The organism is Spirosoma fluminis (genome assembly GCF_054778895.1).
The window spans coordinates 360,195-377,452 of record NZ_BAAGZD010000004.1 but is presented as its reverse complement, the minus strand read 5'-3'; the positions used below and the strand labels follow the sequence as shown (position 1 = coordinate 377,452).

The following is a 17,258-nucleotide window of genomic DNA, read 5'->3' as shown; positions in this document are numbered from 1 at the left end:
CCGACGAGCGTTACCGGGCATCTCGGTAAAAACCCTGCTCAAGCCTTTTCCCTCTGAGGTGTAATCCGCCGATTCGTTTGCTGGCGCAGGGCAACGGGTGATCGAAACACTGATCGGAAGCGATTGGGTAGTAGCACTTGACCTTAGTATCGACGACAAAATAAGCAAACTGGTTCTGCTGGGGTATTTCCAGTGGATACGGCAACAGAAATCGGTGAGCTATATGCTTTGTAAAATGCCAGGGGTGGAACCAGTTATCTTTTAAAAAGAGACAGGTAACCACCAGGCCAAATGCATACAATCCGTACTTGCTGATCGTGTCTCTGGCGTTCAGTGACTGAACGGATACTAGGAGAAGTGCGGCAAAAAAAGCGGCTCCGTATCGAAGGCTCGGCGCCTGTATGCCCATGAATATAATGCCTGCGACGGATACGCTCAAAGCCATTACGTAATGGCGGGCTAATGAGCGCTTGTTCAGGAACAGACGTACTACGACTACAAGTATAGCGATTGCACTACTCGCGATCATGATCAGGTCAGCCCCGCTCTGATTGCCCAGCCAGGTCTGTAACCCATAACGCCCTGAACTTCCCTCCGGAACATAATAGGCACGGATGGCTTGCTGTAGCTGAGCAACGTCGGGCTTTGGCAGTTTCCAGTCGGGCGAAAACAAATCGATGGCTGGAAACGGGAACAATAGCCAGCCGGTAAGTATGACGTTTTTCGCCAGCCAGGGAAAGACGATAAAGCCGCAACTAAGCAGGGTAATCAGCGCTTGTTTCTTACGGCTCCAGAAATAGGCCGTCCCGAGCAAATAAAAAACGACAAGCAGAACAGGCGCGGTCGATAGCTTTAGCGTAATTGCGTAAACAGACAGAATAAGGATGGGAAAGATTGTATCTCTGTTTCTGTGTATATCAACAATAGAACTAAGAACAAGGATCATCAGAACAAACACCAACGTATCGGTTGAGGGGGTGGAAACGTGTGGCCAGAAATTCTGGATTAAATAATAAAGTATCAGTACGTAACTACCAGCCAGCAAGTAATTAGCCAGTTTAAATGCGCTGCTAATCTTTTCAAAACTATACAGTGAGCAGTACGTGATGATTGTAAAATTTAGTGGATAAATGGGCTGAGCAAACAAATTGTAAAAAGCCGCATCCAACGAAAAACTATTAAAATTATAACCCAGGAAAGTATTCAGATGAACCAGGCCGGGGATTGTTTTATGCTCGGCGGTCCACTTTATAACCGGAATATGATATAAGCCCGCATCATAATGGAGCGAAGGGCTGTACAAGGATTGAAAAAAAGTGATCCCGATAAATACCAATAACAGGAACGCCAGCGCCGGATTCGTTCGTACACGCGTCGCAAACTGCCTGCTCACGGCCAGGTAGTATTGGCGTACGTAATCAGCATTAACCAACCCTACGCCCGAAACGAGTAAGACAAATACGAACGTAACGGTATTGGTAACTGGATACGCAATCGATACAAGCGTAAAAAAGGCGTTGGATAAGGCTAATCCGATTAGGAAATCATGAAAAAATGACGTGTTCCAGGCCGCAAACTTTTTTACAACCGATCCGATACTGATAAAACAAAGGCTGCAACACATGAACCCCACGAGTTGAGCCACCATTATACCGTATCCATAAAGTTTTTCTCGGTTCGGTTGAACACCGCCAGACCCATCAGAAGCACAACCAAAGCGAACCCCGCCGAATACAGCACCAGCGAGCTGGAAAAAGCGCCCGCTCCCAGAAAACTGTACCGAAAAGCCTCGATCACACCGGTCATTGGATTGAGCAGCATAACCAACCTGTATTTTGCCGGTACCGCCGACAGGGGCAGAATGACGGGCGTGGCATACATCAGGAGCTGTACGCCAAACTCGACCAGGTAGTACAAATCCCGGTAGCGGGTTGTCATGGCCGAGACCAGCATCCCCAGGCCCAACCCCATAAGTCCCATAATGATCACCAGCAGGGGTACCAGCAGCAGCGTCGTATTCGGCTGTAAGGCCTGTCCACTGAAGCTGTAGTACGTATAGATCGCTAAAAAGAGCAGAAGACCGATCCCGAATTGAATCAGATTGCTAACCACAATCGATAAGGGCATTACGGCTCTTGGGAAATAGACTTTGCCGAACAGGGCCGCATTGGCCGTGAATGTAGTGGACGTAGCGCGGAGGCAGCTCGCGAAGTAATTCCAAGCTGTTACGCCGGACAGGTAGAACAGGATGGGCGGGGTGCCATCGGTAGACAGACGCGCCATCCCGCTAAACACAACCGCCAGAACGGCCGTCTGGAAAAGGGGCTGGATAAAAAACCAGACGGGACCCAGAATCGTCTGCTTATACTTGGCCACAAAGTCACGGCGAACGAGCAGGACCAGCAAATCGCGGTACTGCCAGATTTCGCCCAGCCGCAGGTCGAACAGGTTGTTCTGTGACGTAATCGAGTGCGTATACGTAGCCTGTTCGTCGGACACCGTATTATTCGTTTCGGACAAAATTTACCGGTTCGCTGCCCTGCACCATCGGGTGATAATCGCCGGTGAGGGGGCTGAGCCGGGCATTCCGGATCTGGTGAACAACCTCAATCGACGGGTAAGCCTCGGCTAATCCGAACCCCTGCCCTGCCAGAATGCGCTCGTAACTTTGCGTGTGCAGGTCCGTAAATCCGTCGCTAAATTCAATTTCCTCGCCTTCGATACGTAGCGAACGGTATGTCTGTTTGTTTTTCAGCCTGACCACTTCCGGAAGCGTAGCGTAATCCGTACTCAGAAACCACCGAACGCGTGCGTTTTCCAGCTCCAGATACCCCGCGGCCCGGTTGGTGTCATGAACATGCACCAGGTTTTGCCGCACGTTGCCGAATAGCCAGATCAGTACGTCAAAAAAATGGACCCCAATGTTGGTGGCGATTCCGCCCGACTTAGCCGCATCGCCTTTCCAGCTCGTGTTGTACCAGCGCCCACGCGATGTAATGTACACCAGATCAATGTCGTAGCTTTTATGGGAGCAGCGGCCGATCCGTTCTTTCAGCGCGACCAGGCTCGGGTGCAGCCGGAGTTGTAAAATATTATTGACCGTCTTACCGGTTTCCTGTTCAATCTCCCGCAGCCCATCAATATTCCAGGGGTTCAGCACCAGCGGTTTTTCGCAGATCACGTCGGCCTGATTGCGCAGCCCAAACCGAATATGAGCGTCGTGCAGGTAGTTGGGGCTACAGATGCTTACGTAATCGACGCCTTGCTTTTGCCGCCGGAGCTTATCGATGCAGCGATCAAACCGCTCATATTCAATAAAAAAATCGGCTTCCGGAAAGTAGCTGTCCATGATGCCGACTGAATCAGATTTATCGAAAGCCGCTACGAGCGTATTGCCGGTATCCCGGATCGCCCTCAGGTGCCGGGGGGCTACGTAGCCAGCCACCCCTATCAACGCAAATCGTTTCATACGTGAGTAGGTAAAGTTCAGTTCATCTGTTGATGACGTACTATCCTGGCCAGGTCTAAACAGGTTCAGAAAAGCGGTGTCACGTTGTTCTCAGCCAACTGGTAGTGCTGGCCGCTCTCCGGACAAACGGCCCGGCCCTGGGCATCAAATGTCAGTCGGTGCCCGAATTGGCTCATCCATCCCCGCTGACGCCCCGGATTGCCGATGATCAGTGCATAGGGTGGTACCGGTTTGGTGACAACCGATCCCGCGCCGATAAACGCGTATTCGCCGATGTCGTTCCCGCAGATGATGGTAGCATTTGCGCCGATGGTAGCCCCTTTCCCCACGTGGGTTTTCTGGTACTGATCCTTTCGGTTTATGGCAGACCGGGGGTTGATGACGTTGGTAAAGACCATCGACGGGCCCAGAAATACGTCGTCGTCGCAGGTAACCCCGGTATAAATCGATACGTTATTCTGCACTTTGACATTACTTCCCAGCACCACACCGGGCGATATGACCACGCTCTGACCGATGTTGCAGTCAGGCCCGATCACGCAGCCGGGCATGATATGCGAAAAGTGCCAGACCCTGGTTCCTTCGCCAAGTTGACTGCCTTCGTCAACGACGGCCGTTGGGTGGATGGAAACGAGTTCGGCCATGTTACTGAAAATAAGCGGTAATCGTTTCGGTGATGTAGTCAATCTGGTTTTCCGACAGTTCGGTGTGCATGGGCAGCGAGAGTACCTGCTGGCACAACTCGCTGGTAACGGCCAGATCACCCACTACCCGGCCCTGGTTTTGATACGCCTTCTGGGCGGGAACCGGGATCGGGTAATACACCATACTCGGAATGCCTCTTTGCCGCAGGTACTCTTTCAACCCGTCGCGTTGGCCAGCCGGTACTTTCACCGTGTATTGGTGAAAAACGTGCGTTGAATAGGCACTCCGGTATGGAATCTCGATGGCGTCGATCTCCTTTAATCGTTCGTCATAGCGCGCGGCTGCCAGTTGCCGGGCCTGCGTATAGGCAGGCAGGTGCGGAAGCTTCGCGATCAGAATAGCCGCCTGTAATGTATCGAGTCGCGAGTTCATCCCGACAACTTCGTGCTGGTACTTCCGCGACTGGCCGTGATTGGCAAGCAGTCTGACCTGGCGCTCCAGTTCACCACACCGAGTCAGAACAGCGCCCCCATCGCCGAAGCAGCCCAGATTTTTGGATGGAAAAAACGAAGTGATGCCCATCGCACCCATTGCCCCGGCAGCAACCAATGTTTCGTTGTCAAAACGAACCGCTGCGCCAATCGCCTGCGCTGCGTCTTCGACAACCCGAATGTGATGCCGTTGGCAGATCGATAGAATACGTACCATATCGGCGCATTGACCGAACAGATGCACCGGCACCACCAGTTTTGTGTTGGGCGTAATGGCCCGCTCGATCTGCTCCGGACTGATGGTAAACGTGCGCGCATCGACATCCACGATAACCGGCGTCAGGCCCAATAGCGCAACCACCTCCGCCACAGCGATGTAGGTAAACGCCGGCATAATAACTTCGTCTCCTGGCTTCAGGCTGAGCGCCATCATGGCCAGTTGCAGGGCGTCGGTTCCATTGCCGCAGGAAACGACATGCTCAATTGGCAGAAACTCCGCCAACTGGTTCTCAAACTGGCTGACCGGCGGCCCGTTTATAAACGCGGCTGAGTCTATACAAGCCTGAATAGCCCCATCGACAGCCACTTTTATGTTCAGGTACTGACCTGTTAAGTCAACCATCTGAATGGCCGACACGCCCTGATCCTGAAATTTCCTGGTCAGCATCGACTTACTTACTCCGAGCTTTTCGGAACAGGATATTGGTCAGAATCCGCATCAGGTATCGTAAGTCCGTAGCTAGCGGAGCCGCTTCGTAGGCCGCCAGATACGTTAATTCAGACTGCACAATCTCGTCGAACGTTTCCGGAAGATCGGCATAAAACGGCGGCAGCAGCCCCGGCTTGTGTTTAATCCGAACCGCCTGCGCGGACGCAGGGTACAGACTAAAGTAATGATCGGTAAGCGGCCGTATGCCAATCAGTTTCACATCACCCCGCAGTAGGTTGTACAACATAGGAATTTCGTCGATCCAGTATTTGCGGATTACCCGCCCGCCCGTGATTACCCTGAAATCGTCTTTAAACTTGCCGCCCCGGTCAAGCCCGTTGGTTTCGTGCAGGTAGGCCTGTACGTATTCCGCGTACGGGTGCATCGTGCGCAGCTTGTACACGTAAATAGGTTTGGCGTACTGGCCCAGTCGCTTCATTTTCAGCATGAATCCTTCGCTGGGAACAGCGCTCTCCTGACTGGGATCATTACTCAGATTGTGTTTTACGATGAGCGTTGTCTCGTGGGTTTTCTCCCGAATGTCGATCACCTTCAGGCCCTTGAAGATGAGTCGTCCCAGTATTTCCGCTTTCGATACGTCGGGGACAATGTTCAGCCGTTTACATAGCCTGCGCACCCCCTTCAGCTTGGGCAGTACCCGCTTTAACAGAAAATAAATCGGATAATACAGGTTGAAAAACGACGCATTGAACCGGTGGTTCAGGCTGGACTTTACGTTCTCTGCCGTAACCAGGTTAACCGCAAAATACTGATGTTCAGCCAATCGGCTGCGTACTCGCCCGAATACGAGGTTAGGGTCTCCGAGCTGGGTTACGCTGGTCTGGAGAAAAATATGTTTTCCGGACAAAGCCCGGTCGTTGTTCAGTATTGTATCCAGATCAACCGCTTCCCAGGTTGTAGCTGGTGCGTAGTTGAGCAACAAATCCGGAAGTTTATCGACTGCCGGTTCGTAATCGACGTAGTCATTGTACACAGCACTACGTACCAGTTGATCAGATAAAGGCAGATTCATGTAAGCCATTACTAGTTGTTCACTAATCCTGATTGAGAGCTGGTGCGCTGATCGGGGGCAATGCTGAGCGAATGAGAGTTCGTCAGTAACCGGATTTGGGGACGTAGCATCAGCTATGCCGGCCGCCGAAAAGTCGACCGAGAAATTTGTTCTTACCCGAACCGGTCCCGTAGTACCCGTCCGGGCCGTATTCATAGCCGTATCCGTAATCGGGCGAAGTCTTATAATTGACGGCGTTGAAAATGATATTTACTGACTTGAATATCTTTTGATTGTTCAGATCGGCAATGTGGTTCAGGTACACTTTAGGCGTCTTTTCGTGCCGGACCAGATAGAAGCAGATGTCACTGTAGGGGGCCAGAATAGAGGCATCGGTAACGAGGCTGAATGGGGGTGTATCAAGCAGAATAAAATCATAGCTGAGCCTGTATTCGTCGATAAGGTTCCGGGTCCGGATCGAAGACAACAACTCCGACGGATTGGCCGGAATGGGTCCGCTGGGCGCAATAAAGACGTTGTCAATCGAGGTAGCCTGGACGATATCCTGCGCATTGACGCTGCCAATCAGGTAATCCGATATGCCGATATGATTGCTGACGTTCAGGTACTGGTTGATTTTCGGCTTTCGTAGATCTACCCCTAGAATAAGCACCTGCTTATTCAGAGCTGCCAGTGATATGGCAATATTCAGCGTCAGAAAGCTCTTTCCTTCGTTCGCCGTCGAGGACGTAATCAGGATCGTACGACCACCCGTATGGTGATAATCACTTAACAGATACTGCAAATTGGAGCGAATGGTCCGGATCTGCTCGCTTACGAAGCTTTTGTTCCGAACGTCGATGATCGTACCCGACTGCTTGGGATTGATGCCCACCTCGCCAAAAACTTTCAGCCCACTCTTCCGTTCAATTTCTTTCTTCGACTGCACAGTCGTGGTCACCAGGTTCCTGATCGTGATCAGGAAGATCGGCAACAGTAGTCCGATCAGGCCCGCTGCCAGAAACACATTCTGCCGGTTGGGTCGTATCTGACCGCCCGATGGGTAGGGCGTATTCACGACCCGGCTATCCGTCACCGTAGACGCGTAGGACAGAGCAGTTTCCTCGCGCTTCTGCAACAGCATGAGATACAGATTTTCCTTGATGCCTGCCTGTCGTTTAATTTCTACCAGTTCCCGCTCTTTTGTAGGCACAGACAGAATCGACGCTTCCAGCCGCTTCTTGGTCGCCAGTAAGCTGTTTTTTGTAACCAGCAGGTTGTTTCGCTGATTGGTCAGGTTTTCTTTGATAGCCTGCTTTACGTTGTTCATCTGCGACCGAACCGTCTCCAGATAGGGGTTGCCCGGATGAACGCTCTGCGCCAGTTTGCTCCGCTCAATTTCCAGATCCAGCAACTGCGTTACGTAGGCATTGAGTACGGGATCGTTTACCATCAGGGTTGCCGGCGCAACATTGGTCAGTTTGGCTCCGTTGACGTAGCGTTCGATACTTTCCAGGACATTGAGCTGAATATCGACTTCGTTGAGCTTGGCGTTATTCTGCTCTTCTTCTTTCAGGAACAGGGTCGTCTCGGAGCTTAGGTCCGTAATGCCTTTGGCCCGTCGGTACTTTTCGACGTTCTGTTCAACGGTTCCCAACTCCGACGTTACCAGCCTCAGCCGTTCTTCAATAAACCGGAGCGTATTGGTGGCTTCGCGGTTTTTGTCTTCCAGCGAAGCAAACGCATACTCGTCCAGCAGTTTGGATAAGATGGCCTTGCCTTTGTCGATCAGCGCCGTTTCGATACTCACCGAAAGAAACGAACTGTATTCATTAAGCCGGCTGATGGCGATACTGCCAATCAGCATATCGACCATAGCTTCGCGGCTGGCAAATGTTACTTTCGTGCGGGTATTGACCACCCGTTTTTTAAGGTCTTTCCGAACAATCCGGAAGTTCCCATATTTTGACGCGACCGGTGCGCCATATTGAAAAACGCCAATGCTCTTTTCTTCAGCGTCCAGGAGTTGATACGTAGTGCCGCCCTGCCCGACAACGAACACCGGATTTCCGTAGGCGTAGTCGGTAACCTCCCCGGCGATAAGGGTTATCGGCGAGTTATCGTATACTTCGATATCGCGACTGGGCGACTCGGTCCAGTACGTAACGGTCAGGTTCAGTTCATCGACAACTTTTCCCAGCAACGGCATCGAGGTCAGCAACACAATCTCGTTCTCGATGCGTTTGTTGGCCGTGGCCGTAAAGTCTTCAACAATATCGTTTGCCTTTCTGGGCGATTGTTCATCCTTGATCAGCAGGGTGGCAAATACTTTATAGATTGGCGTGACCCGTTCAAGGTAAAAATGGGCTCCCACGAGGCTGACAGCGATGGTCAGCACAAACCAGTACCAGTAGCGCAGGTAACTGAATAGATACTTCAGGATATCGAAATCGGTATCCTGATCTTCCGCTAAAAAAATGTCGTTGTTAGTGTTCATGCTACTCAGCGACTTCCTACAGTCGTGACCCTAAGAAAATAAGGGAGGCAATTGATGTTACCAGGCCTAAATAAATTGTAACCTTCTGGAGACCAGAACTCAACGGCTGGGGTGGAATGACTTTGTCTTTGGTTGGCTCGACGTACACGACGTCGCCGTGCTGGATATAGAAGTAGGGCGACTTAAATACGTCCAGGCTGCGCATGTTCAGTTTACCGATTTCGCGCACACCATTCCGATTCCGGATTACGGTTATACTGTCCCGTTTTGCGTACTCCGTCAGATCGCCACAGGCCGCCAGAACATCGAGTATAGTGGTTTCATCATCCAGCAGGTTAAAGCTTCCCACCTGTCTCACCTCCCCCAGCACGGAGTATTTATGATTCATAAACCGAACATTCACCGACGGGTGAACGATCGTTTTTTCAAGGTCGGCCCGGAGCTTAGCTTCCGCAAGTTCCAGGGTTAGCCCTTCCAGTTTCTGTCGGCCGATGATAGGCATTGAAATATACCCCGCCGAGTCAACACGATACCCCAGGGGTTGATTGCCGCTCCCCGCGCTTCCGCCCGAGAATGTAGATACCGGCAGTTGGTTGACATTGGCAAAATTCAGAATCTCGTTCGATTCTTTGTTGAGCGTACTGACAATCACCCCAAGAATATCCCCCTTCTGAATTCTGGAAACCCGCGGCACGGCCGTTTCTATCAGTTTTGGGTAGGATTGGCTTCGGCTCCGGAAGTATTCAAACTGGGTTGGTTTTACCGTAGTACAAGCCGAAAGCTGAATGACCGCCAGCAGCGCGATAACCAAGCGGGCAATCTGTCGGAGTCGCCCTGAGCCGTGCCGTGTACAGATTCGATTTGACGCGGACGATCTCGTCGAGCGAAGACCGTACCGATTCGATTTCATGTCCGCGCCCCGCTTCATGAACGCTGGGAGATGCCTAGGATTAGGCCACCGATTTACTTGATTTTTCATGGCTTCGCCCCTTCAGTCCCATTTTGCAGGACATCCAAGCCAAAAAATACGTGTGTGTACAGGAGCGCGATTCGGTGTAGACTCCCTCTACAGATTTGTCAGCACAACAGATATTGTGCCTACAAATCGAGTGTGCTGATCGATGCCCCGCCAACGGGGTATCAAATCTGTGCTACTTGAGTAGCAAATGAACCGCATTAAAAAAGAGGATTGAGGAATTGATCGCCAATCACCACCTGATCAACCGGAAGCCAAAACGGTAACTAGTTATAGATCAGACAGTGTTAATAATTGGTAACACATTTTTATTATAAATATAAGCTAGAATATAGATCGACAACACAAAATTTATCGAAGTGTACAAAAATAAACTAAAATACGCTTCTCTCACTCGTTTAGATTGACATAAGAAGTTATTTTGTTTAGGTAAGAACCTATACAGTCTCCGGCGCAGTGTACGCTACGTATAGCACGCGTACGAATCGATTGATCTGGCTTTTATAATGAGGTGAAAACGCACCTGCCCGTTCTACCGCAACGTAACGTCAGGTCCTACTCCTGCTATTAAATTTTGTTCGACTGAGACGGGTTACACCTGGCTGGGTAACGTAATGGTGACTGAGGTTCCCTGGTCTATATTGGAAGCAATTTGCAGATTTCCCTGGTGCAGTTCGATGATCTTCTGCGTTACGGGCAGGCCAATGCCGTAGCCCGGCACTCCCTCTACGTTCTTCCCCCGGAACATGGGCGTAAAGATGTGGGCGGCATCGTTTTCGTCGATGCCGCGCCCCTGGTCGGTTACTGAAACGGTGATCTGCTCGTCTTTGGCGTGCAGTTGCACCGAAACGGCTTCGCTGGAGTATTTGCAGGCATTATCGAGCACATTCAGGAAAGCCGTTGTCAGCAGACTCGCATTGCCCTTTATGGTGAACGAATCTTCTTCGGTCGCCATAAACTGAAGCAGTAAACTCCGGCCGGGGTATTTAGTCTGCGCCTGACCAATAGCCGTGAGCAGGCAATCGTCTACCTGAACGGCAGTCAGCGCGACGGTTCCATCGGTAACTTTAGCTAAGCCAAGCAGGCCGTTGGTGAGGGCAATCACTTTTTTCAATTCATCGACTGCCACTTCCATGCTCTCGCGCCAGTCGTCCGGATTTTGGTCGTACCGCAGCGACGTTTCCAGCGTCCCCAGGGTGTTAGTGAGCGGGGTGCGCAGTTCGTGGGAGGCATGGGCGACGAAGCTGCGTTGGGACACAAAGGCATCTTCCAGCCGAAAAAGCATCTGGTTGAATGTCATGGCGAGTTGCGCAATTTCGTCCCGTCGATTGCCTTCGTGTACCCGCTTGTGCAGGTGCGTGGCCGTGATCTGCTCGACTTCGTCGACAATCTGGGAAATAGGTTTCAGGACCCGCCCGGAGAAATACCAGCCCGCCAGCACAATCAACGCAAACCCCAGCAGGTTAGCCAGCATCAGAATCTGCTGCAGCGCACTCATTTTGGAAAAACCAATCCGGTCGTAGCCCGAAGCAAAAATGTAAAACAACTGCCCCCGGTCCTGGTACGGCATTACGATAGACTCCAGGTGACCACTCCTGAATTTCAGCAGCGAATCGGATGTAATCAGCGGTATTTTTTCTTTATAATACTCGGATTCTTTCAGGGTCCGGTTGGTAAATACCAGATTACGCCGGTCGTCATAAATACTGATTTGCTCTTCCACAATGGTGAGCAGATCAGTACGTACCATGTTCTTGAAGAAATCATCGTGCAAATGACGCCGGGAAATCAGCACCCGACCGGTCACACGGGCTTTTGAGACCAGCCGACTGTAAAACTCCTCCTGCCGGTACAGGGAATAAAAATACCATACCAGCAGCGACAGCATGATCTGGATGGCAGTCGCCAGTAAGGTAAAAATAATTGTCAGGCGATTGCGAATGAGCATGAATCTAGTTGGTGTAAATAGTCACTGGACGTCAAGACGTGGTCATTCGTTGTTCGACGATGAAAAGCCACAAATGCCCATTTGCTAAAAACGAATGATGACTCGTCTAATCCTCGCGGAGAACATAGCCCATGCCGACAATAGTATGCAGTAACTTAGGCGAAAAGCCCTTGTCAATCTTTTTGCGCAGGTAACTGATGTATACGTCAATAACGTTGGTCGCGCTATCAAAATTCAGACTCCAGACCCGTTCGCTGATGTCGACCCGCGAAATGATTTTGCCTTTATTGAGCATCAGGTATTCCATTAGCGCGTATTCGCGGGTGGTCAGGTCAATGCGTTTGCCGGCGCGGGTTACGGTCTTGGTATCCAGATTCAGTTCCAGATCGGCCAGCCGAAGAATCTGCTTGGGTTTGGAGCCGTTCCGGCGCGTTAACGCACGAAGACGTAACAGCAGCTCCTGAAACTCAAACGGTTTGGCCAGGTAATCGTCGGCCCCGGCGTTAAAACCATCCGACTTGTCGGCCAGGCTGTCCAGCGCGGTTAGCATCAGCACGGGTATGGCCTCATTCTCCGACCGGATCAGCCGACACAACTCAAAGCCGTTCATCTGCGGCAGATTGACGTCCAGGATGATAATATCATATTCATCCTTACGAAAGAAGGACAGACCGGTACGTCCATCGTAAGCCACTTCGACCTCATAGCCCTCGGCCGACATGCCTTTGCGGATGAAAGAAGCCAACCGTTCTTCGTCTTCAACTAACAGAATTTTCATGCAAACGCTATGGATTCATCACGGCCTTACGCGGACACTGGTTTGCCGAGACCTCGTTACCAGCAGCGCTGACACCGCAGACTACTCAAACAAAGATACGGAAGATCCGGTGTCCGGACGGTATTTAGAATGGACGGCAATCGACCTTAATGCGCACTTTCGGCCGATACGACGCCGGAGGGAAGCCGTTGCGGGCTGGTCGTAGGTCCCGATACGGTTATGCGCCCGTTTTTGACCTGCATGCGGTCGATAAAAACAACCCGTTCGTCGCCGGTTTTGGCGGTTCGTCCGTGGTAAACACAAAACATTTCCTTGCCATCGGGCGAGTAGGTAATGCTGTTGTGCCCCGTGCCCGACACCAGACCGCCCCTCTCCGTATTCTTCTGCAACACCGGATTGTTAGCTGCTTTCGTAAACGGCCCCAGTGGAGAGGTAGACGTAGCATAACCGATAGCATAGTAGCGACCACCAAAGTGATTGGCCGAATACATCATGTAATACGTCTTGTCTTTTTTGAACGTAACGGAGCCCTCTGTCCAACGGCGGTTTACTTCGCGGGCCATCACCGATTGGCTTTCCCAGCCAGCCTGTTTGTCGTTGAGCCGAACGGGGGGGCGCAGCAACAAAACCGGTTGACCGATCACACCCGAAAAATCGGGTTTCAGTTCGATACCATACACCCAGCTTTCTTCGATCTCTTTGAACCACCCTTTTTTACGTGCCAGATCGGCCACTTCGCTGTCGACGGGATGTTTATAGCAGCAGCGGGAATAGTATAAATAGGTTTTACCGTTGGCGTCCACAAACACATTGGCGTCAATGATCGGATAGCCAGGGTCGAAAATGGGGGCGTTAGTAAGGTCGATAAACGGCCCGGTTGGTTTGTCGGCTACGGCCACTCCAATGCGAAAGTTTTCTTTTTCGCGGGTCGGGTTCACCTTCCACTGGGCACTGTAGAACAGGTAATATTTTCCCTTTACCTCATACACTTCCGGAGCCCAGTAAGCGCCATCCCAGGCCGAATTTGGGTCACTCCAGCCGTTTTTGTTGTTATGAAAGAACACCTGACCTTCGGGTTTCCAGTTGACCATATCCTTTGAGGAATAAGCCGCGAAGCCTTTATCCGCTCCACCGCCCGTGCCGTACATGTAGTACGTGCCTTTGGTGAACAGAACGTATGGGTCACCGAACTGAACGGGCAGTGGGTTGGAGAACGTAACGGTGTCGGCGGCAACAGACTGAGCGGTGTTTACCGACGGAAAATTGAGACATAGTGTTGAGAGAACGAAAAGCAGAAGCGCTAAAAATTTCATTGGGACAATCGACTCGTTTTAGAATAAAGGTAGGCAAATTGTCGATTGTGAACCAACTCAATCTGTATCCGGACCAGACTCTATGCTCAAATTGCCCTGTCTTTCCAGCACTATACTAACGCGAAAAGCTCCCCAGCGGGAGCTTTTCGCCTGTATATACAAGCGCGCGTATTACGCTTTGGAGTTATGCTCAGTCATCTGCTCCGTTTGCGCGTGGGCCGAAGGCAGCGGAGGACCCAACTGGGGTTCATCGCCCATTGGATGCGCTTTCATCTCCTGAAACGTGCCCTTACCATCTATCGACGGCCCGTGCGACCACCGGCGGTTCTGGCCAGTCGACGGCGAATCCGGATCAATGTTCGTGTTAACGAACGTATAGTTTACGTCCTGATTCTCACTGGCCTGCGGGAAGCTGTTCGGAATCGGATGAACCTTACGCAGGTCGCCGTGACCCAGCTCTTCGAGTACGGCCAGCCATTGATTCTGGTGCATGGTATCGCGCGCGATCAGGAACGCAAGCATATCTTTCATGCCCGGATCATCCGTAATCTCGTAAAGACGCGTAGCAAGCACACGACCTGTTGACTCCGCCATTACGTTTGCGTACATATCGGCGGCCGTGTTTCCTGAACTAACGACCCAGGAACCGTTGAAAGGAACCCCATTCGCATCAGCCGCCATGGCACCTAATCCACCCGACAGATAATGACGAGGGTCCATGCCGCCCATAATGGCCGCTACGATGGGATCTTTCCCGACAATCGTGTCTACCAAATCGCCCGATGCCCCTTCCAGGTTAAGTGCTACCGCGGTTGCCAGCATTTCGATGTGCGCCATTTCCTCAGTTCCCGTATCTAACAGCATGTCCCGGTACCGGACTGGACCACGGGAGTTCCAGGCCTGGAAAAGATACTGTAGGCAAACACGAATTTCGCCTTCAATGCCCCCGATGGCTTGCTGAAGAGCACGGGCAAACTGCGGATTGGGTTTCTCGACGCGTACTTTGTACTGGAGTTTTTTGTCGTGATAAAACATAGTCTTGAGGATTTATTGGTGATAACTGTCTTCCCAACCCTCTTTCTTTTTGATTGTTGGACCACCCTCACCATTTCTCTACAAAATCTATGTATTAATGAGCAAACGTTCCCTTTCTGTCTGTAGCCCAGTCCGAAAACTCTTTGCAGTCTGTACGGTTGTACTGCCGATAGCCTCAGGAATCAGAATAAGGATTTGTATACTTACCATTCGCATGAAGTTTTCTACCCAATTCATTCCCACTGCCGATCTGGTTGGCCTTCTTCCCATGCTAACCTATTTCTTTATAACCGCAACGACCTACGCCTTTCTGGCTTGTTTCATCTTCTCGCTGGCCACCCGGACAAGCGTGGCACCCGAACACCGCTTTTCTCACACCTTAACCGCCTGCATTGTTGCCGTTGCCGGGATTTCATACGTCCTGATCACCTTCTTTTTCCACGATTACCTCGAAGAACTGGCCAACGTGAGCGATCCCAACGACCGGCTGACCCTAACCAGACAGGCTTATAATGCCATTGGTCAATACCGTTACATGGACTGGGCGGTGACCACTCCGTTGCTGTTGATCAAGATGGTGTCCATGCTACGTATCCGCTACCGCGATGCCCCAAAGCAATACGCGACGCTGCTGGCTGCCGATTTTTTCATGATTGTTACCGGATACATCGGAGAGCAGCAACTGACCGACGGAGCCCAGATTTTAGTCACCTCAAAACTGATTTGGGGAGCTGTATCCACCCTTGGCTACGTCCTGATTCCGCTCACCCTGTACCGGATCTGGCAGCAATTCAGTACTCAGGTCGAACCCGAGGAGCGCCTGGCTTTTCGAACGATCGCCTTAACAACCGTTACGTTCTGGGGTGTTTATCCAATCGGGTATATTCTCACCTGCTTTCCCGGACTTGATTCAAACTGGATTCACCTGGCCTTTTCAATTGCCGATGTGATAAATAAAGTAGGCGTTGGAATCGTTACGTACCTGACCGCCAAAGAATTGATGATCAAGCGCGTCCCCGAAAGCGCTACCGCTTCGGCGTACGGAATCAGTTAGATCTGTACAGGGGTTTACGTAACTCCGTGGCCATGATTGGGCACGGCATTTCTAATCTATTTCTAAGACAAAATTAAGCCTCTTCTTATAAGCTGGCCGTAGCTTGCAACCAGTTCAGAAGTTTGTTTTCTGACGAGTTGGCTACTGTTGTCGTTGGGTTGCTCAAAGCAGTACGTATTATTCATAGTTGAACAAACATTAAAACGCTATCGAAGCCTGATCTTCGATAGCGTTTTTGTTTTAGCCGTAAATGTCTGCTAATCAACCACGAATTATACATTATAAGGACGACTTATTTACCCATCCACTTCTTAAACTCTGTGGCGCGTTCCCGACTCACCAGCACTTCATCGTCGGGGGTGGGCTTAAGCGTTAGTTTCAGCTTATTGTTGAAATACGGATGAATCTGCTGTACGGCGTTAACCTCGACAATAAACTGGCGGTTGGCGCGGAAAAACTGCGCCGGGTCGAGCATCGCTTCCAGATCGTCGAGGGTATAATCAATAGAAAACTTTTGGTTCGTGTTTGTGCGGAACAAGCTTACGCCATCTTCCGAATAAAAATAGGCAATATCGCCAACCTCAATGGGCATCCACTGCGACAAATGCTTAACCAGAAAGCGTTTACGGTATTCGGCGGGCTGAATTTGCTGGCGAAGCTGCTGCACGAGGGCATCAATGGCCACCCGCCCCTGGGTTCCGCCATTGGGTTGATCCATCAGCCGTTTGTACTTTGTCAGACTGGCTTCCAGTTCGTGGCGTTTGATGGGTTTGAGCAGGTAATCGATGCTGTTCACTTTAAACGCCTTCAAAGCGTATTCATCGTAAGAGGTGGTAAAAATGACCGGTGACGATACGGATGTCTGCTCAAAAATCTCGAAGCTTTGGCCGTCGGCCAGTTCAATATCCATCAGAATGAGATCGGGATAGTCGGGTTGGCCCGGCCCGTTTGTCTCCAGGTAATTCACCGATGCCCGTACGCTGGCCGCTGTGCCGACAACATGAAGAGTGGGATCTACCTCTCCTAACAATTTGGTCAGTTTACGGACAGCTAACTCCTCATCTTCGATAATCAATACGTTCATGGCACGGCTGTTTAGGAATTTCTACTCGTTACGACTCTAAACTAGTTGATTGAAGAGTTTATTGGCAATTTCCTTGTCGACAGAACCGACAAAGTAAGCGATGAAATGCGCCAAACAGACGGTGAACCGCCCCGATCTTTGGCGTTAAACTTGCTCCAACGTTCCGGCAAAGATAGCGGCACAACTGATGTTACGTACGTAGAGTCTGACCGGATGCTACGTTCTGTAACACCAGTCAGACTCTACA

14 protein-coding genes are annotated in these 17,258 nt (G+C 51.0%); 1 reads left to right on the top strand and 13 read right to left on the bottom strand.

Going from position 1 to position 17,258, the window contains the following annotated elements; translation table 11 throughout:
- Window positions 1–10: 10 nt before the first annotated feature.
- The 12 genes from ACYVBJ_RS07040 to ACYVBJ_RS06985 form a co-directional block, all read right to left on the bottom strand.
- Window positions 11–1,624: an LIC_10190 family membrane protein gene (locus ACYVBJ_RS07040; RefSeq protein ID WP_460981588.1), complete on the bottom strand. Its 1,614-nt coding sequence runs from the start codon at window positions 1,622–1,624 to the stop codon at window positions 11–13.
- Window positions 1,625–1,647: 23 nt separating this feature from the next.
- The gene (locus ACYVBJ_RS07035) at window positions 1,648–2,520 is read right to left on the bottom strand and encodes an ABC transporter permease (protein ID WP_460981587.1); all 873 of its coding nucleotides are present in this window, start codon (window positions 2,518–2,520) and stop codon (window positions 1,648–1,650) included.
- Window positions 2,504–3,469 carry a Gfo/Idh/MocA family protein gene (locus tag ACYVBJ_RS07030; RefSeq protein ID WP_460981586.1) on the bottom strand — a complete coding sequence of 322 codons (966 nt, stop codon included), beginning with the start codon at window positions 3,467–3,469 and terminating at the stop codon, window positions 2,504–2,506. The genes ACYVBJ_RS07035 and ACYVBJ_RS07030 overlap by 17 nt, the downstream gene beginning before the upstream one ends.
- Window positions 3,470–3,534: 65 nt before the next feature.
- Window positions 3,535–4,113 (bottom strand): acyltransferase, encoded by a 579-nt coding sequence (locus tag ACYVBJ_RS07025; RefSeq protein WP_460981585.1) that lies wholly within the window; start codon window positions 4,111–4,113, stop codon window positions 3,535–3,537.
- 1 nt (window position 4,114) lies between these two features.
- The gene (locus ACYVBJ_RS07020; protein ID WP_460981584.1) at window positions 4,115–5,272 is read right to left on the bottom strand and encodes a DegT/DnrJ/EryC1/StrS family aminotransferase; all 1,158 of its coding nucleotides are present in this window, start codon (window positions 5,270–5,272) and stop codon (window positions 4,115–4,117) included.
- A 4-nt stretch (window positions 5,273–5,276) separates the two neighbouring features.
- The gene (locus ACYVBJ_RS07015) at window positions 5,277–6,542 is read right to left on the bottom strand and encodes a sugar transferase (RefSeq protein ID WP_460981583.1); all 1,266 of its coding nucleotides are present in this window, start codon (window positions 6,540–6,542) and stop codon (window positions 5,277–5,279) included.
- Entirely contained in the window at window positions 6,457–8,823 is a 2,367-nt protein-coding gene (locus ACYVBJ_RS07010) for a GumC family protein (RefSeq protein WP_460981582.1), read from the bottom strand. Before ACYVBJ_RS07010 ends, ACYVBJ_RS07015 begins: the two co-directional genes overlap by 86 nt.
- Before the next feature lie 16 nt (window positions 8,824–8,839).
- Window positions 8,840–9,751, bottom strand: coding sequence for a polysaccharide biosynthesis/export family protein (locus ACYVBJ_RS07005; RefSeq protein ID WP_460981581.1), 912 nt, complete (start codon window positions 9,749–9,751; stop codon window positions 8,840–8,842).
- A gap of 640 nt (window positions 9,752–10,391) precedes the next feature.
- Window positions 10,392–11,747 carry a sensor histidine kinase gene (locus ACYVBJ_RS07000; protein ID WP_460981580.1) on the bottom strand — a complete coding sequence of 452 codons (1,356 nt, stop codon included), beginning with the start codon at window positions 11,745–11,747 and terminating at the stop codon, window positions 10,392–10,394.
- A 106-nt stretch (window positions 11,748–11,853) separates the two neighbouring features.
- Window positions 11,854–12,525 carry a response regulator gene (locus ACYVBJ_RS06995; RefSeq protein ID WP_460981579.1) on the bottom strand — a complete coding sequence of 224 codons (672 nt, stop codon included), beginning with the start codon at window positions 12,523–12,525 and terminating at the stop codon, window positions 11,854–11,856.
- A gap of 146 nt (window positions 12,526–12,671) precedes the next feature.
- Window positions 12,672–13,838: a glycoside hydrolase family 43 protein gene (locus ACYVBJ_RS06990; protein WP_460981578.1), complete on the bottom strand. Its 1,167-nt coding sequence runs from the start codon at window positions 13,836–13,838 to the stop codon at window positions 12,672–12,674.
- A 171-nt stretch (window positions 13,839–14,009) separates the two neighbouring features.
- Window positions 14,010–14,873, bottom strand: coding sequence for a manganese catalase family protein (locus tag ACYVBJ_RS06985; protein WP_460981577.1), 864 nt, complete (start codon window positions 14,871–14,873; stop codon window positions 14,010–14,012).
- A 214-nt stretch (window positions 14,874–15,087) separates the two neighbouring features.
- Between ACYVBJ_RS06985 and ACYVBJ_RS06980 the strand changes: the two genes are divergently transcribed.
- Window positions 15,088–15,927 (top strand): bacteriorhodopsin, encoded by an 840-nt coding sequence (locus ACYVBJ_RS06980; protein ID WP_460981576.1) that lies wholly within the window; start codon window positions 15,088–15,090, stop codon window positions 15,925–15,927.
- A 292-nt stretch (window positions 15,928–16,219) separates the two neighbouring features.
- Here ACYVBJ_RS06980 and ACYVBJ_RS06975 read toward each other — a convergent pair whose 3' ends face one another.
- On the bottom strand, window positions 16,220–17,011 hold the full coding sequence (locus tag ACYVBJ_RS06975) for a LytR/AlgR family response regulator transcription factor (RefSeq protein WP_460981575.1): 792 nt from the start codon (window positions 17,009–17,011) through the stop codon (window positions 16,220–16,222).
- Window positions 17,012–17,258 lie beyond the last annotated feature (247 nt).

Coding starts and splice junctions, on each gene's coding strand:
- ACYVBJ_RS07000 (WP_460981580.1), bottom strand. CDS start 11,747: ATGCTCATTCGCAATCGCCTGACAATTATTTTTACCTTACTGGCGACT.
- ACYVBJ_RS06980 (WP_460981576.1), top strand. CDS start 15,088: ATGAAGTTTTCTACCCAATTCATTCCCACTGCCGATCTGGTTGGCCTT.
- ACYVBJ_RS07040 (WP_460981588.1), bottom strand. CDS start 1,624: ATGTGTTGCAGCCTTTGTTTTATCAGTATCGGATCGGTTGTAAAAAAG.
- ACYVBJ_RS07005 (WP_460981581.1), bottom strand. CDS start 9,751: ATGAAGCGGGGCGCGGACATGAAATCGAATCGGTACGGTCTTCGCTCG.
- ACYVBJ_RS07015 (WP_460981583.1), bottom strand. CDS start 6,542: ATGAATACGGCCCGGACGGGTACTACGGGACCGGTTCGGGTAAGAACA.
- ACYVBJ_RS06975 (WP_460981575.1), bottom strand. CDS start 17,011: ATGAACGTATTGATTATCGAAGATGAGGAGTTAGCTGTCCGTAAACTG.
- ACYVBJ_RS06985 (WP_460981577.1), bottom strand. CDS start 14,873: ATGTTTTATCACGACAAAAAACTCCAGTACAAAGTACGCGTCGAGAAA.
- ACYVBJ_RS06995 (WP_460981579.1), bottom strand. CDS start 12,525: ATGAAAATTCTGTTAGTTGAAGACGAAGAACGGTTGGCTTCTTTCATC.
- ACYVBJ_RS07010 (WP_460981582.1), bottom strand. CDS start 8,823: ATGAACACTAACAACGACATTTTTTTAGCGGAAGATCAGGATACCGAT.
- ACYVBJ_RS06990 (WP_460981578.1), bottom strand. CDS start 13,838: ATGAAATTTTTAGCGCTTCTGCTTTTCGTTCTCTCAACACTATGTCTC.
- ACYVBJ_RS07020 (WP_460981584.1), bottom strand. CDS start 5,272: ATGCTGACCAGGAAATTTCAGGATCAGGGCGTGTCGGCCATTCAGATG.
- ACYVBJ_RS07025 (WP_460981585.1), bottom strand. CDS start 4,113: ATGGCCGAACTCGTTTCCATCCACCCAACGGCCGTCGTTGACGAAGGC.
- ACYVBJ_RS07030 (WP_460981586.1), bottom strand. CDS start 3,469: ATGAAACGATTTGCGTTGATAGGGGTGGCTGGCTACGTAGCCCCCCGG.